Raw genomic sequence first — 16,204 nt, 5'->3', positions numbered from 1 at the left:
GACATTGCCGATGTGCGAGTAGAAGCGGCCCCTGCGAACAAATGCACAAACCCACGGTCTATGTCCGCGCCGCGCTTTACGATCCCGATTGCGGTGCTATAACTGCTGCTTCTCATCACAACTGCCGCCAATGAGTGCCTCATGCTTAACAAAGGATTGTTCCTGGCCTGTGCGCTGGTACTGCTCAGTGCCTGCGATTCCTCCACTTCCGACAAACCCGCTTCTGCCCCCGCGCAGCCTGCCGCGCCTCAAGCCGCAGCCGTAGAAACGGCCAAACCCAAGCCCGCTTTGGACATCCCGGCGCTGAGCAAGCGTTACGCCGGGCGTGAGCTGACGGTGGTGGACGTCTCGGAAATCCAGCTCGACGGCGCCAGTACGCTGTCGCTGAGTTTTTCCGTGCCGCTGAATCCCGACCAGAAGTTCGCTGAAAAAGTGCACTTGGTGGACAGCGTCAACGGCAAGGTCGATGGCGCCTGGGAGCTGTCGGACAACCTCATGGAACTGCGTCTGCGTCATCTGGAACCCAAGCGCAAACTGGTCCTCACCATCGATCCCGGTCTGGCGGCCGTGAACAACAACACCCTGGCGGCCGAGTATTCAGCGCGCCTGGAAACCTCTGACCTGCAAGCGACGGTTGGCTTCGCCAGTCGTGGCAGCCTGTTGCCGACCCGCCTGGCCGAGGGCTTGCCGGTGATCGCGTTGAACGTCGACAAGGTCGATGTCGAGTTCTTCCGCATCAAGCCGGACTCACTGCCTGCGTTTCTCAGTTCATGGGAAGGCTCGTCCAGCCTGCAAAGCTATGAATCCAAAGAACTGCTGCCGATGGCCGATCTGGTTTACGGCGGTCGTTTCGACCTGAACCCTGCGCGCAACACTCGGGAAACCGTGCTGCTGCCGATTGCCGGGCTCAAGCCGTTGCAACAGCCGGGTGTGTATCTGGCGGTCATGCGCGCCTCAGGCACCTACAACTATTCCCAGCCTGCAACGCTGTTCACCCTCAGTGACATCGGCCTGTCGGCGCATCGTTACGCCAATCGCCTCGACGTTTTCACTCAAGCGCTGGAAGGTGGAAAGGCGCTGAATGGCGTTGATCTTGAGCTGTATGACAACAAGGGGCGCGTGGTCGGTCAGGCCAAGACCGACAATGCTGGTCACGCCGAGCTGCCGTTGCCCGCCAAGGCCGAAGTGCTGCTGGCCAAGCAGGCCGAGCAAACCAGCCTGTTGCGTCTGAACAGCGCAGCGCTGGATCTGGCCGAGTTCGACATCAGCGGCCCGCAAGCGCACCCGCTGCAATTCTTTATTTTTGGCCCGCGCGACCTGTATCGCCCCGGCGAAACCGTGCTGCTCAACGGCCTGTTGCGCGACAACGACGGCAAGGGCGTGAAACCTCAGCCGATCACCGTCGAAGTGCGACGCCCCGACGAGCAGGTCAGTCGCAAATTCGTGTGGGAAGCTGACGCCACCGGGCTGTATCAATACCAACTGCAACTGTCGGACGAAGCCCCGACAGGACGCTGGCAATTGGTCTTCGACCTGGGCGATGGCAAGCCGCAGTTGTATGAATTTCAGGTCGAGGATTTCCTGCCGGAGCGCATGGCCCTCGAACTCAAGGGTAGCGACACCCCGCTGGCCCCTGACGCGCCATTCGATGTGTCCATCAATGGCCGTTACCTCTATGGCGCGCCTGCCTCGGGCAATCGCCTGACCGGTCAGCTGTACGTGCGCCCACTGCGTGAAGCGGTGCCGGGATTGCCGGGCTATCAATTCGGTTCGATCACCGAAGAAGACCTCAAGCAGGATCTGGAGATTGAAGACAGCACGCTGGATGCCAACGGCCAACTGGACCTGAGCATCGACAGTCAATGGGCCAAGGCCCGCTCGCCGCTGCAACTGGTGCTGCAAGCCAGTTTGCAGGAGTCGGGCGGACGGCCGATCACTCGGCGTCTGGAACAACCGGTCTGGCCTGCCGACACAATGCCGGGCCTGCGTGGCCTGTTCGACGGCGAAGCCACTGATGGCGATGGCCCGGTGGAATTCGAAGTGCTGATGGCCGATGCCGAAGGCCACAAACTGGCGGCCGACAACCTCAAAGTTCGCCTGATTCGTGAGCGTCGTGACTATTACTGGAATTACTCGGAGAGCGATGGCTGGAGCTATCACTACAACGAGAAATTCCTCAACCTGTCCGAAGAAACGGTCAGCGTGAAGAAGGATTCCACCGTCAAAGTCAGCTTCCCGGTGGAGTGGGGGCCTTACCGCGTCGAGGTCGAAGACCCGGCCACTGGCATCGTCAGCAGCGTGCGCTTCTGGGCCGGTTATCGCTGGCAGGACAACGCCGAAGGCGGCGCCGTGCGTCCTGATCAGGTCAAGCTGGCGCTGGATAAACCGGCCTACGCCGATGGCGACACCGCAAAAGTTACCGTCACACCGCCGTCTGCGGGCAAGGGCTATCTGCTGGTGGAGTCGAGCGAGGGGCCTCTCTGGTGGCAAGAGATCGACGTGCCCGCCGAGGGCAAGACCTTCGACGTGCCGGTGGACAAGAAATGGGCACGCCACGACCTGTACGTCAGCGCGCTGGTGATTCGTCCGGGTGAACGCAAGGCCAATGTCACGCCCAAGCGTGCCGTCGGCGTGCTGCACCTGCCGCTGGATCGCTCGCAACGCAAGCTGGCGCTGACCGTGACGGCGCCCGAGAAGATGCGTCCCAAGCAGGCGCTCAAACTCAAGGTCAACGCGAAGAACGCCGATGGCTCGATTCCAAAAGACGTGCACGTGCTGGTGGCAGCGGTGGACGTCGGGATTCTCAACATCACCGAGTACGCTACGCCCGATCCATTCGCCAGCCTGTTCGGGCGCAAGGAATACGGTGCCGATCAGCTCGACATCTATGGCCAGTTGATCGAAGCCGGGCGCAATCGTCTCGCCAGTCTGGCCTTCGGTGGTGATGCCGCACTGGCCAAGGGCGGCAAGCGCCCGGAAACCAGCGTGACCATCGTTGCTCTGCAAAGCGCTCCAGTGACCTTGAACGAGCAGGGCGATGCGGAAGTTAGCGTCGACATTCCTGATTTCAACGGCGAACTGCGGATCATGGCGCAGGCCTGGACCGACGAACGCTATGGCATGGCCGAAGCGAAAACCGTTGTGGCCGCGCCGCTGATTGCCGAACTGTCGGCCCCGCGTTTTCTGGCGGGAGGCGACCAGACCAAAGTGGCGCTGGACCTGTCGAACCTGTCCGGCAAAGCGCAGAAACTCAATGTGCAGGTCACAGCAGAAGGGCAGTTGAGCCTGGGTGAAGGCGACGGCGCGAAAGCGGTCAGCCTGAATCAAGGCCAGCGCACGACGTTGCAGATCCCGGTGAAAGCGCAGGGCGGTTTTGGTCAAGGCGTGATCAAAGTGACCGTCAATGGCCTGGACCTGCCGGGCGAAAACCTGCCAGCGTTCAGCCGCGAGTGGACCATTGGCGTGCGTCCGGCTTATCCGGCGATGCTGCGTCAGTACCGTGCCGTGCTCAAGGATCAGGCCTGGAGCCTGCCGGACGGTGCGCTGGATGCATTCGAACCTGCCGGGCGTGAGGCGCTGCTGTCGGTGTCCAGCCGTCCACCGCTGAACCTTGGCGAACAGATTCGTGCGCTGAAGGCTTACCCCTACGGCTGTCTGGAGCAGACCACCAGCGGCCTGTATCCGTCGTTGTATGCCGATGCCGCCACCCTCAAGCGACTGGGGCTTGAGGGTGAGTCCGATGAGGTGCGCAAACACAAGATCGAGATCGGCATCGAGCGCCTGTTGGGCATGCAGCGTTACAACGGCAGCTTCGGCCTGTGGGGTTCGGATGGCGAAGAGGAATACTGGCTGACCGCGTATGTCACCGACTTCCTGCTGCGCGCTCGCGATCAGGGCTTCGCGGTGCCGCCCGAGGCGCTGAAAAAGGCCAATGAACGGCTGCTGCGTTACCTGCAAGAGCGCAATCAGATCGAAGTCAACTACAGCGAAAACGCCGACCACACCCGCTTTGCCGTTCAGGCCTACGCCGGTCTGGTGTTGTCGCGCAGTCAACAGGCGCCGTTGGGTGCGCTGCGCAGTCTGTTCGATCGCCGCAGCGATGCGCGTTCAGGCTTGCCATTGGTGCAGTTGTCTATCGCGCTGGAAAAAATGGGCGACAAACCGCGTGCCGATCAGGCGCTGTTGGCGGGGCTGGCAGCGGGTCGAAAGGCCAACGACTGGCTGGCGGATTACGGCAGTCCGCTGCGTGATCAGGCGTTGATTCTGTCGCTGCTCGAAGAAAACAAACTGGCGTCGGACAAGGTCGAGGAGCGGCTGTTTGCGTTGGCGGATCAGGTCGCGGCCAGTCGTTATTTGTCGACTCAGGAGCGTAACTCGCTGTTCCTCGCTGGGCGTGATCTGCTGGGCAAGCCTGAGGCGAAATGGGCCGCGACGTTGAACAGCGGCAGCAACAACCGCGAACTGAGCAACGATCAGCCGGGCGTGAAACTGGACAGCTCGGTACTGGCCTCTCCGCTGACGGTGCAGAACACCGGCAGCGAGACGCTGTATCAGCAGATGACCATTTCTGGCTACCCCTCGCAGCCGCCTGCGGCTGGTGGTGAGAATCTGGCGATTCGTCGCGAGTACTTGGGCATGGATGGCGAGGCACTGAACCTCAATGCCTTGAAGAGCGGCGAGTTGGTGCTGGTGCACCTGGAATTGAAATCCAAAGAGCGTGTGCCGGACGCGTTGGTGGTTGACCTGCTGCCTGCCGGTCTTGAAATCGAAAACCAGAATCTGGCGCAAAGCGCGGCCAGCCTGGAAGATGCCAGCGAGTCGGTAAAACAGTGGCGGGAGTCGATGGAAAACGCCGGGTTGAAGCACCAGGAATTCCGCGGCGACCGCTATGTGGCGGCGGTGGATTTGCAGGGCTTCAACACGGTGCACCTGCTGTATCTGGCGCGGGCCGTGACACCGGGCACCTATCGTGTGCCGCCACCGCAAGTGGAGTCGATGTACCGCCCGAACTGGCAGGCACTGGGTGATGCGCCAGCGCAGTTGGTGGTGAAAGGGAAGAAGTGATGGGTAGGGGCTGGAATCATTGAACTTCTGTGGGAGTGAGCTTGCTCACGAAGAGGCCAGTACATCCTTTAAAGATGTACTGGCTGGATGTCAGCATTCGTGAGCAAGCTCACTCCCAGATAGGGTTACGAACCTGGCAAATCGCTGCTCAATGAATAATCCAGCTCAACAGCCACAGCCCCAGAAACAACCAGATGATCCCCATGATGATCGAGGCGCGCATGAAGGCGCGGATCGCCGAGTAGAGCAGCATCAGGCCGATGATCAGGGCCACGATGCTGATCAGCGAGGTGTCCATGCCCAGCGTGCGCGCCAGGCCGTCGACGAAGTTGCCACCGGCATGAGTGAACAGGTTGAACAACCAGCTCAAACCATCGACCACGAAGCGGATCACGGCCCCGATGACCTGGCCCAGCCACTCGAAAATGCTTTCTACCTGCATGTCTGTTTCCTGATGAAAAAAATGAAACGCGAAAGGGAATGTTCGCTTTGGCTGTCGATGGGCTGGGCGAGTTCCCTAGAGCATAAAGGCTGTTTGGCATGACGCATGGAGTTTTTTATAGGCGTACACGTGTGCTACGACGCATCGGCGTTGTACTCATTGGCGTCTGCCTGCTGCTCTGGCTCGTTGACCGTATCTGGCCGTTACCGTTACCCAAAGACGACTTGGCTCGCGTCGTCTTGGCCGAAGACGGCACGCCTTTGTGGCGCTTCGCTGATGCCAACGGCGTGTGGCGTTATCCGGTGACGGTCGAGCAGGTCTCGCCCTATTACCTTGAAGCACTGCTGACCTACGAGGATCGCTGGTTCTATCAACATCCCGGCGTGAACCCGATGGCGCTGGTCCGGGCGACGTGGCAGAACCTCAGCGGCGGCCACGTAGTGTCGGGGGGCAGCACGTTGTCGATGCAGGTGGCGCGTTTGCTCGATCCGCATTCGCGCACCTTGCCCGGCAAACTTCGACAGTTGTGGCGCACGCTGCAACTGGAATGGCACCTGTCGAAACAGGAAATCCTCGGCCTGTACCTCAATCGCGCGCCGTTCGGGGGCACCTTGCAAGGCGTGGCGGCAGCCAGTTGGGCCTACCTGGGAAAATCCCCCCAACAACTGACCCGCGCTGACGCCGCGTTGCTGGCCGTGCTGCCGCAAGCGCCCAGCCGGTTGCGCCCGGACCGCCATCCGCAACGTGCGCAGGCCGCACGAGACAAAGTGCTCAAGCGGCTGGCCGAGTTTGGCCAATGGCCGCAACAGGCCGTCAACGAAGCGCTGGAAGAACCGCTGCTGTTGGCGCCGCGTCAGGAGCCGAGCCTGGCGCCGTTGCTGGCACGCCGCCTGAATCGCCCCAACAGCCCGCCATTGATTCGCACCACTCTGGACGCCAGTTTGCAGCGGCGTCTCGAAGACTTGTTACTGGGCTGGCGCGCGCGTCTGCCCGAGCGCACGTCAGCGGCGATTCTGGTGGTGGAGGCCGAGAACATGGCCGTGCGCGCTTACGTCGGCTCCGTGGACATTGGCGACGACAAGCGCTTTGGGCACGTCGACATGGTCAATGCGCTGCGCTCGCCGGGTTCAACACTCAAGCCCTTTCTCTACGGCAAGGCCATGGACGCGGGGCTGATTCATTCCGAATCGCTGATGCAGGACGTGCCGCGACGTTATGGCGATTACCGACCGGGCAATTTCTCGTCTGGTTTCAACGGTGCGGTGGCCGCCAGCTCCGCATTGTCGATGTCGCTCAACTTGCCCGCCGTGCAGTTACTGGAAGCCTATGGCCCGAAGCGCTTTGCGGCAGAGTTGCGCAATGGTGGTGTACCCCTGACGTTACCTCCGCTCGCCGAACCCAATCTGGCGCTGATCCTGGGTGGCGCGGGGAGTCGTCTGGAAGATTTGGTCGGTGGCTACGCCGCGTTCGCGAGGGGAGGGCGCAGTGCCGACATTCGCTTGCAGCCTGAAGACAGATTGCGTGACCGACCGATGATGTCGCCGGGGGCCGCGTGGATCATTCGGCGCATCCTCAGTGGCCAGTCGCGACCGGATCTGGACCCCCACGCCGAGTTGGTGCAGCGCCCACAACTGGCGTGGAAAACCGGCACCAGCTACGGCTTTCGCGATGCCTGGTCGATTGGCGTCGGGCCTCGCTTCCTGATTGGCGTGTGGATTGGCAGACCTGATGGCACGCCGGTTCCAGGGCAGTTTGGCCTGGCGTCTGCGGCGCCGTTGATGTTGCAAGTGCACGATCTGCTGGTCAACCGCGATGCTCAGCGCAACATCCTGCCGCCGGTTCAGCCGGTGCCGTTGAGCGTCGGTGTCGCCGCGATCTGCTGGCCGTTGGGGCAGCCAATGAGCAAAAGTGACCCCAACTGCCGACGCCAGCGTTTCGCCTGGACGCTGGATGGCACCACGCCGCCGACGCTGCAAGCCACCGATCAGCCGTTGGGTTTAGGTTTGCTGGAGAAAGTCTGGATCAACGACAAAGGCCTGCGCGTCGGTGCGAGTTGTCCACAGGCCGAGGCCCGCGACATCGCGCTCTGGCCTGCGCCGCTGGAGCCTTGGTTGCCGAAAAGCGAGCGACGGGAAGCGCGACTGCCTGTCATTGACCCTTCTTGCCCGCCTCAGGGTTTGAGCCTTGCCGCACCCATCTCGATTGTGGGTGTGCGTGAAGGTGACCAATTGCGGCTGCCTGCGGGAAGTCAGCAGCAGCTTCGTCTGAAACTGTCGGCGCTGGGGGGCAATGGCCGACGCTGGTGGTTCATCGATGGTGCGCCGGTGGGGGATACCGCGAATCAGGACAGCTACACCCACACGTTCACCCGATTGGGGCGTTATCAACTGAGTGTGCTGGATGAAAGCGGACAGACTGCGCGAGTGGAGTTCAGCGTAGTGGATTGAAGTCGCCAAGCCAGGTTTCAGCGCGAAGCCCTGTGGGAGCAAAATTCGCTTTTGCTTTGGCTTTTGCTCTTCATGCACGCTGGTCCAGACGCCGCGGAACGCGACTTGCGTTCAGCCTGCACCCAAGTCGCGTTCGGTGGTGTCTGAGCTATCGCGCATGAAGAGCAGGAGCCAAGGGCAAGGACGCGCGAGAAAGGGTGCGTTCAATCATGGAATCTCCCACAGCGTTCTGTGTTTGCTGGGAGGGCGGCGTGTCTTCAGTGTTGATGTGCCTGACCGGACGCATTCGCCAGCAAGCCGGCTCCCACAGGTTGAGAGCGTCGAACAAAAGACCTGAGCCTGGTGAGGTCATTGTGGGAGCCGGCTTGCTGGCGAATGCAGTTGGCCAGCCATCGAATGTCCTCGTCGTACCTAACGGATTAATACCAAGTTACGAATTGCACGAATGCCTGCAAAACGCTGATATATAGCCACAGGCCACTGTCCTCGTTAGGTGGCCTTCAGTGTGTGACAGGCGTTGTCGGCGGTGGTTTGAGTGGGGTGTGGCTGAGCGTCAGGCCGTAGTGCCGGGCAGTGTGAGAACGTTCGCGAGTCTGATGTCCGCGATGCAGTGTTCTTTCTTCGGCGGTCGACTATGAAGGCACGTTCGCTCAACGCTCGCGTCTGTTTCGGACAGGGGAGTCGGATGATCCCCTGTCTTTTTTTCGTCCACACAAAACAACGCCGGGGCATGCCCGGCGTGTTCGAAGGCGATGTCAGCGCATCACGGTCCGACTTGGTAAACCTTGGGTTCCGGAAACAGGTTGTTGAGGGTTTCCAGCAGGCGGACGTGGTAGATGGGCTTGCGGAACAGGTCCAGCACCTGAAGGCGAAGCAAATCGCTGACATCCTCCATGTCGGCGTGGCCCGAGGTGACGATCACCGGCAGGTGCTGGCGTGACGTGTGCTCGCGCAGGCGCTTGATCAGCGAGATGCCGCTTTCTTCCGGCATGCGCAGATCGGTGATCACCAACGCGATATCAGGGTGTTCGGTCAACAGCTTCAGCGCGACCCGCACAGAGGGGGCGGTGAAGCAGCAAAACCCTTCACCCTCCAGCAGTTCGGCGAGCTCTTCGTTGGCGTCCTCTTCGTCGTCAACGAGTAGTAATTGTTGGCGTGTGGGATGAGAGGGCATCTTGGTTTCCTTGCCGAGACGTGGTTGAAACACGTGTGACGTCTTGATCCATCACTAAATGGCGGTGCCGCCCAGGTTCGTGAGGATCAAGTTGAACTTGGCCTTGACTGCGTCCCCCAGCGGCGTGACAAAAGCAATCACGACAATGGCGACCATGGTCGCAATGACCGCGTATTCGATGGCGGACGCCGCTTCCTCGTCTTTCACGAAACGTCGAATCATGGCTGATACGAAAGTCAGGAACATCTGATTACTCCTTAGTGCACAAGGCGCTATCGCACGCATGACGCGTTAAACAATCCTTCGTGCCCACAGCATTGACCCCATTGGGCCACTCTTCAATCACAAGAAAGCATTAATCCGAAAGTGATAGAGGCCCGCGTACCGTTGCCTTGGCCCGTCCCCTCCGAATGAAGAGATCGCCGTGAAATTTCCCACGGTTGATGGCGTTTTGAAGCACCTCGACTACCTTTCATAACGAAATGGATGAATGTTCACAGCCAACTGACTGACAGGTTGTCTTTAAACGTTTTCAGGTTGTAGTCAGGCACGGGAGGGCCGTCATGAACAGTCGCGTCACAATGGGGCTGGCTGTGTTGTTTTTGCTGGGCGCGCTGTTTGCCGGATATTGGGGATTGGTCCTGAGCCGCCAACCCGCGCCTGCGCCACAGGCCCCCGTGACCGATAGCGCTGCCCCTGCCGTGGCGCCTGTCGCTGTCGAAAAACCTGCCGAAGACCCCACCCGTCAGCCGGTATTGGTGCTGGTCAGAGACGTGCCCGCCTATCAGCCGATAACCCCAGACGATTTGGTCGTCGAGCGCTTGAAGGTCGCGCCTGCCGGAAGTTTCAGCAAGCCTGAGGATGCCATCGGGCGCTCATCGTGGCGCCCGCTCGCGGCGGGCACCTGGCTGAACGACAACAGCTTCGAAGCCGGTGGCACGCTGGCGCGGATGATTCGTCCCGGCGAGCGCGCCATGGCCCTGGCGATCGATGAAATCATCGGTGCAGGCGGCCAGTTGAGCCCCGGCGATTACGTCGATGTGTTGCTTTATCTGCCGCCTGATCAGATGAGCACCGACCGCAGTGCGCAGACGGTCGTGCCTGCGTTGCGCGTGCTCAGCGTCGGGGCGTTCATGGGGCCGGTGAATCAGGGGCAGGATGATCAGGGCCTCAGCCGCGATGACCGGGCGCAACAGCAGAAACTCAAATCCGGTGCGCGAAGCGTCGTCGTCGCCGTTCCGGAAAAACTTCTGAGCCGCTTGATGCTCGCCTCGCAGGCCGGTCCTTTGCGGCTGGCGGTGCGCAGTGCCGAAGAAAAGAACCTGGCGCGCTACTGGGCGGGGGACACCGACATTGCCACGCAATTGGAGGGTTCCAGCCGCAACGTCATTCATTACGAGCAATTGAATTTGGGCGCTGCCCGCGCTACGCCGGTCGGCAATGGCACGGGCCAGAAATCACGCGGTATCGAAGTGATTCGTGGCAATCAGGTCACGCAGCAAACCCCCTGAGTCGAGCAAGGACTGCGCATTCATGAGCAAGCGTTTCATAGTGGCATTGAACCCTGTGGTGTTGGCGTTCATCTTATCCGCGCTGGTTCAGGGGACGGCGGCTGCGGCAACGGCAAACTGTGCCGGACTGACATCGATGCCCGCAGTGATGGAGATCGGCCAGGGTGTGCAACAGGACATTCGCTCACCGGTCGCGATCACGCGGCTGGCCGTGGGGGACCCGAAGATTGCGGACGTCCATGTCACTGAAGGCGACAACAATGGCTACCTGCTGACGGGCGTCGGGCCGGGCACCACCAGCCTCATGGTCTGGACGTCCTGTTCTGCCTCGCCCCGGCAGAGCATGGTGTTCGTGCGCGGCACGGCGAGCACCGCGATGACCGACAAGGCGCTGCCACCTTCCGAAGACCCCTCTTTGCCCAGCCAGGTGCAGACGGACATTCGGTTCATCGAGGTCAGCCGCACCAAATTGAAAGAGGCCAGTACCTCGATCTTCGGCAGGGGGTCGAACAACTTCCTGTTTGGTTCGCCCGGCACGGTTCCGGGGGTTACGGTGACCCCGGGCACTGTTGGCGCCACGCGCCCGGCGATTCCGCTGAACAACAGTAACTTCAATATCGTCTGGGGCGGTGGCAGCAGCAAAGTGCTGGGCATGCTCAACGCGATGGAAAGCAGTGGTTTCGCCTACACTCTCGCGCGGCCCAGTCTGGTGGCGTTGAGCGGCCAGAGCGCGAGCTTTCTGGCGGGAGGCGAGTTCCCTGTGCCAGTGCCCAATGGCGAAGGCAATGGCATTTCCATCGAATACAAAGAATACGGCGTGCGCCTGACGCTCACGCCCACGGTAGTAGGCCGTGATCGCATTGCCTTGAAAGTTGCGCCGGAAGTCAGCGAACTGGACTTCACCAACGGCGTCACTATCGCGGGCACCACAGTGCCTGCCCTCAACGTGCGTCGGACCGACACCAGCGTGTCGCTGGCCGATGGCGAAAGCTTCGTCATCAGTGGCCTGATCAACACCAGCAACATCGCCACCATCGACAAGTTTCCGGGGCTGGGTGACATCCCGATTATCGGCGCGCTATTCCGCAACTCGCAGATCAATCGGGAAGAGCGCGAGCTGCTGATGGTGGTCACGCCCCATCTGGTTCAGCCGCTGGCGGTCAACGCGCCGATGCCGACGTTGCCGGGCGAAGGGCTGCGCAACTACGACCCGAATTTCTTCAAGATGTATTTCCTCGAAAACGGCAAGTTCGACCGTGGCGGGTTATCGCAATGAGTCAGGGACCGAGTCTGAGCCAGACGTTTCTGGCCATTACCCGCAACACCACCGACCTTGAATGGTTGCAGGGCGCGTTGGCGCCGCTGGGGCAAGTGGTCAGCGCCGGAACGGGCAGCCTCGACGAGCTGTTGGCGCTGGTGGACGTCACGTTCGCCAGCGTGGTGTTCGTCGGGCTTGACCGTGAGCATCTGGTGAACCAGAGCGCATTGATCGAAGGCGCGTTGGAGGCCAAACCGATGTTGGCCATCGTTGCGTTGGGCGACGGCATGGACAACCAACTGGTGCTCAACGCCATGCGTGCAGGGGCGCGGGATTTTGTGGCTTATGGCTCGCGTTCCAGTGAGGTGGCGGGGCTGGTCCGGCGGCTCAGCAAGCGCCTGCCTGCCGTGGCGGCGAACCCGAACATGGGCGGTCTGACCGTGCTCTACGGCGCCCAGTGTGACGGCGACGGCGCCTTGGTGTCGGCCCATCTCGCGTTGGTGGCGCAACAGAAAGGTCAGCGCACGTTGCTGCTGGATCTGGGCATGCCGCGCGGCGACAGCCTGGCGATGTTGAGCCTTGAGTCTTCGTTCACCTTCGGCGATGCGGTGCGCCATTTGCGGCGACTCGACTCGACCCTGATCGACAGCGCCTTCACCGCTCACCCCAGTCAGTTGCGGATTCTGGCCTATGGCGACGATGACATGGCGCTGGAGCACACCAGCGCGGCCGAGTTGTACATGCTGCTCAGCGCGCTGCGCCAGCATTTTCAGCATGTGGTGGTGAATCTGGTGGGGCAGCAGGACAGTGAGTCGCTGCGCACGTTTGTCACTCACTGCGACCAATTGCTTTGGTACGCCGACCAGAACGTCATCGAGTGTCGACGCAATCTGGCGATTCTCAATCTGTGGCGCGAGAAAGGCTTGAAGCTGCAACAGGCCGGGTTGCTGGTGGACAAGTACCTGCGCCAGGTCACGCCCAATTCCGATGCCTTGGAGAAAACGTTCGGACTGCCCGCGATGGCCGTGTTGCCGCTCAGTCCGGAGTTCCGACTCAACGCCAAGAATCAGGGCCTGTCGCTGTTCGAGCTGTCGTCTCGGGAGTCGCTGAGCACCGGTTTGCGGCACCTTGGCGAGCGGTTGGCGAGCCAGTCGCAGACGACCGACAAACCCCGTGACGGCTGGTTGGGCCGTCTGTTGAGGGCCAACAAATGAAAGGTGAAAAACTTTTTGGCGTGTCCGCGCGCCCCGCCGATGGTGGCGGCGACGGGCAGGGCCTGAAACTGGTGTTGCACCGCTACATCATCGACGCCATCGAAGAAAGCGGGCGCAACCTGCTGGAAGGCACACGGCCGGCGCTGGCGCAGTTCGTCACGGACAAGGTGGCCGAATACGTCGCGCGTCTGCGGTTGGCGATTTCCCGCTACGAAATGGAGCGGCTGGCCGAAGAGCTGGTGGATGAACTCACCGGTTTCGGTCCGCTGGAAGTGCTGCTGCGGGACAAGAGCGTCACGGAAATTCTGGTCAACGGTCCGAACAAAGTGTTTATCGAGCGCGAAGGGGTGCTGCATCACTCGGACCTGCGCTTCATCGATTCGCATCACGTCGAACGGGTCATTCAGCGGATTCTCGCGCCATTGGGCAGACGTCTGGACGAGTCCTCGCCGATGGTCGATGCGCGCTTGCCGGATGGCAGTCGGGTCAACGCGATCATCCCGCCGATTGCGCTGGACGGGCCGTGCGTGTCGATCCGGAAGTTCCGCAAGGACATGCTCAAAAGTTCTGATCTGGTGGCCATGCAGACCATCGATCAGTCGATTTACGACTTTCTGGAAAACGCGGTCAGCAAGCGTTGCAACGTGCTGATCAGCGGCGGTACGGGCACCGGCAAGACCACCATGCTCAACGTTCTGAGCCAGATGATTCACACCCAGCAGCGTCTGGTGACCATCGAAGACGTCGCCGAATTGCAGCTCGGCCACCCCCATGTGGTACGCCTGGAAACCCGCCCGCCCAACGCCGAAGGCCATGGCGAAGTACGCGCCAGTGACCTGATCCGCAATGCCCTGCGGATGCGCCCTGACCGCATCATCCTCGGCGAGATTCGTGGCGTCGAAGTGCTCGACGTGTTGACCGCGATGAACACCGGCCACGACGGTTCGATGAGCACCGTGCACGCCAACAACGCCCAGGATGCCCTGTTGCGTCTGGAAACGCTGGTGGGGCTGACCGGGCGGCAGATCGCTGAGAAAACCCTGCGCCAGATGATCTGCGCGGCGCTGGACGTGATCATTCAGCTCACTCGCATGCCGGACGGCCGACGTTGCGTCAGCGAGGTGGTGGAAGTGGTGGGCACTCGCGACGACGTGTACGTCACCAACACGCTTTTCCGCCTGGATCGACGCAGCGGATTCGGCTTCATGCGCGAGGCGATGAACCCGGCAGGCGACAAGTTGCGGCAACTGGATTACTAGGTTCCGCGATGCTTGGTTTTCGTACCGAACCTGGGCCGGGAATAGGAGGTTCAAGATGAAGGGCGCCATCGTTTTCGGCGTGATGTTCATGCTGCTCGCCGGCCTGTCGGTGTACCTGTTTTATCGCGGCCTGAACAAAGGCGTGAACGAGCGGGTCATGGCGCGTCTGCTGATCGGGCGCCCTGAGCCTGTGGCCGCCAAACCGGGCCTGGCCCGGCTCGAACGTGCGTTTCTGCGCGCCGGGCTGGGGCGCCCGGCTGAGCGTTTGCCACTGGCGCTGGCTGTCTGGGCGATGGTGATGTTGCTGGGGTTCTTGCTGTACGACGGCCTCGGGCTGCTGCTGGGCATGCTGTTGCCGGTCATTGTGTTGCGCTTTTACGTCAGCTTTCGCTACCAGCGCCGAGTGCGACGGATGATCAGCCAGTTGCCGCAATTGCTCGATCACACCATCCGCAGCCTCAAGTCCGGACGGACGCTGGGGGACGCGGTGTTGCAGGGTATCGACGCCTCGGGCTACCCGCTGAACGAGGCGATGTCGCGGATCAAGCGCAACGTGCAATTGGGCATCACCTTGCCGGATGCCGTTCAGGATTTTGCCGAACTCTATGAACGTGAGGAGTTTCGTCTGTTCGCGCTGGGGCTGCGCGTCAACCATCGTTATGGCGGCAACGCCAGTGAGTTGCTGGAAAACCTGATCCGCCTGATTCGTGACCGGGAGCAGGCTGCCCGGCAATTGCGCGCGATGACGGGCGAGACCCGCTTGAGCGCGGTCGTTCTGGCGCTGTTGCCAGTGGCGATGGTGGGTTACTTCATGGTGGTCAACCCCAGTTACCTGCTGCATATGTGGAATGACGCTGCAGGGCAGAAAATGCTGATGGTCGCCTTCACCATGCAGACCCTGGGTTGTCTGTCGCTGTGGCGCATGTTGCGGAGTATCTGACATGGCATTGCTGCTGAGTGCACTGATGTTCGCGGCTGCCGGATTCTTTCTGATGATCACGGTCGCCCGCCAGCGCCGCAGCGAGCGCCTGATCATGTCGCGCCTGCAAGGTGAGGTCGCACGGGACAGCCGCGTCAGTACGCTGTTGCGACTGCTCGGCGACAGCCGCTTCGGGCAACGCTCGGTGAGCATGGACAGCGAAACGCAGATTCTCCTTAACCGCATCGGCTGGCGCAAAGCGAGCCAGCGCTCGCTGTTCGCGGCGTTCCAGGTGGGCGTTCCGCTGGTGGTCTTGAGTGTCGTGCTGCTGATTCAGAGCCTGTTCTTCGACGACGTGACCTACCCGCTGCTGGCGCCGATCTTTGCCATGGGGCTGGGCTATCTGGCGCCCAAGCGCACGCTCGCCGCAGCGGCTCAGCGACGACAAAAGGAGGCACTGGCCGAGGTCGGCACGTTCATTCCGCTGCTGCGCATTCTTTTTGAATCCGGCATGGCGGTTGAGCAAGCGCTGCGTGTGCTGAGTAACGAGGGCCGTCGGTTACTGCCGGTGCTGTCGTCCGAGCTGCGAGTGATGCTGGTGCGGGTCGACTCCGGCCTTGAGCTGGGGGACGAGTTGAACAAGACCGCCGCGCAGTTGGCAGTCGATGAATTCAGCGACACCTGCGTGATTCTCAACCAGTTGATTCATCAGGGCGGCGGGGCGATGAAATCGCTGCTCGCGCTCAAGCAATTGATCGACGACCGCCGCATGACCCGCTTGCAGGAGTACATCTCCAAGCTCTCAGGGAAGATGTCGGTGGTCATGATGGTGTTTCTGTTTCCGGCGCTGCTGATCGTGATCGCAGGGCCGGGCTTCACAGCCATAGGCAAGGCGTTGAGTTCTTAGGGAGATCGC

The 16,204-nt window shown here is 61.3% G+C and carries 11 protein-coding genes; 8 read left to right on the top strand and 3 right to left on the bottom strand.

The window, feature by feature from the left end; all coding sequences use genetic code 11:
- Window positions 1-141 precede the first annotated feature (141 nt).
- A complete protein-coding gene (locus ACI2KB_RS10360; protein WP_404634066.1) occupies window positions 142-5,064 on the top strand; it encodes an alpha-2-macroglobulin family protein in 4,923 nt (1,640 codons plus the stop codon).
- Between the two features lie 148 nt (window positions 5,065-5,212).
- On the opposite strand, the gene ACI2KB_RS10355 is transcribed toward ACI2KB_RS10360, so the two are convergent.
- Window positions 5,213-5,506: a hypothetical protein gene (locus ACI2KB_RS10355; RefSeq protein WP_404634064.1), complete on the bottom strand. Its 294-nt coding sequence runs from the start codon at window positions 5,504-5,506 to the stop codon at window positions 5,213-5,215.
- A 131-nt stretch (window positions 5,507-5,637) separates the two neighbouring features.
- Between ACI2KB_RS10355 and pbpC the strand changes: the two genes are divergently transcribed.
- The gene (gene pbpC, locus ACI2KB_RS10350; protein WP_404634062.1) at window positions 5,638-7,953 is read left to right on the top strand and encodes a peptidoglycan glycosyltransferase PbpC; all 2,316 of its coding nucleotides are present in this window, start codon (window positions 5,638-5,640) and stop codon (window positions 7,951-7,953) included.
- A 763-nt stretch (window positions 7,954-8,716) separates the two neighbouring features.
- Here the strand turns inward: pbpC and ACI2KB_RS10345 are convergent.
- Window positions 8,717-9,127 carry a response regulator gene (locus ACI2KB_RS10345; RefSeq protein ID WP_404634060.1) on the bottom strand — a complete coding sequence of 137 codons (411 nt, stop codon included), beginning with the start codon at window positions 9,125-9,127 and terminating at the stop codon, window positions 8,717-8,719.
- Window positions 9,128-9,181: 54 nt separating this feature from the next.
- Window positions 9,182-9,373, bottom strand: coding sequence for a Flp family type IVb pilin (locus ACI2KB_RS10340; protein ID WP_404634058.1), 192 nt, complete (start codon window positions 9,371-9,373; stop codon window positions 9,182-9,184).
- A gap of 317 nt (window positions 9,374-9,690) precedes the next feature.
- On the opposite strand from ACI2KB_RS10340, the gene cpaB reads away from it, so the two are divergent.
- Genes cpaB through ACI2KB_RS10310 form a run of 6 tightly spaced genes read left to right on the top strand, consistent with a single transcriptional unit; the run spans window position 9,691 to window position 16,195 of the window.
- Complete coding sequence (cpaB, locus tag ACI2KB_RS10335) at window positions 9,691-10,638, top strand: Flp pilus assembly protein CpaB (protein WP_404634056.1); 948 nt, start codon at window positions 9,691-9,693, stop codon at window positions 10,636-10,638.
- A 22-nt stretch (window positions 10,639-10,660) separates the two neighbouring features.
- Entirely contained in the window at window positions 10,661-11,914 is a 1,254-nt protein-coding gene (locus tag ACI2KB_RS10330; RefSeq protein ID WP_404634054.1) for a type II and III secretion system protein family protein, read from the top strand.
- Window positions 11,911-13,110 carry a pilus assembly protein gene (locus ACI2KB_RS10325; protein ID WP_404634052.1) on the top strand — a complete coding sequence of 400 codons (1,200 nt, stop codon included), beginning with the start codon at window positions 11,911-11,913 and terminating at the stop codon, window positions 13,108-13,110. Before ACI2KB_RS10330 ends, ACI2KB_RS10325 begins: the two co-directional genes overlap by 4 nt.
- Complete coding sequence (locus ACI2KB_RS10320) at window positions 13,107-14,369, top strand: CpaF family protein (RefSeq protein ID WP_404634050.1); 1,263 nt, start codon at window positions 13,107-13,109, stop codon at window positions 14,367-14,369. The genes ACI2KB_RS10325 and ACI2KB_RS10320 overlap by 4 nt, the downstream gene beginning before the upstream one ends.
- 55 nt (window positions 14,370-14,424) lie before the next feature.
- Window positions 14,425-15,309: a type II secretion system F family protein gene (locus tag ACI2KB_RS10315; RefSeq protein WP_404634048.1), complete on the top strand. Its 885-nt coding sequence runs from the start codon at window positions 14,425-14,427 to the stop codon at window positions 15,307-15,309.
- A 1-nt stretch (window position 15,310) separates the two neighbouring features.
- The gene (locus ACI2KB_RS10310; RefSeq protein WP_404634046.1) at window positions 15,311-16,195 is read left to right on the top strand and encodes a type II secretion system F family protein; all 885 of its coding nucleotides are present in this window, start codon (window positions 15,311-15,313) and stop codon (window positions 16,193-16,195) included.
- Window positions 16,196-16,204 lie beyond the last annotated feature (9 nt).

The sequence above is a fragment of the Pseudomonas sp. NPDC088444 genome, assembly GCF_044900175.1.
Lineage (GTDB): Bacteria > Pseudomonadota > Gammaproteobacteria > Pseudomonadales > Pseudomonadaceae > Aquipseudomonas.
The sequence above is the reverse complement of the archived record's forward strand: the minus strand, read 5'-3'. Positions and strand labels throughout refer to the sequence as shown.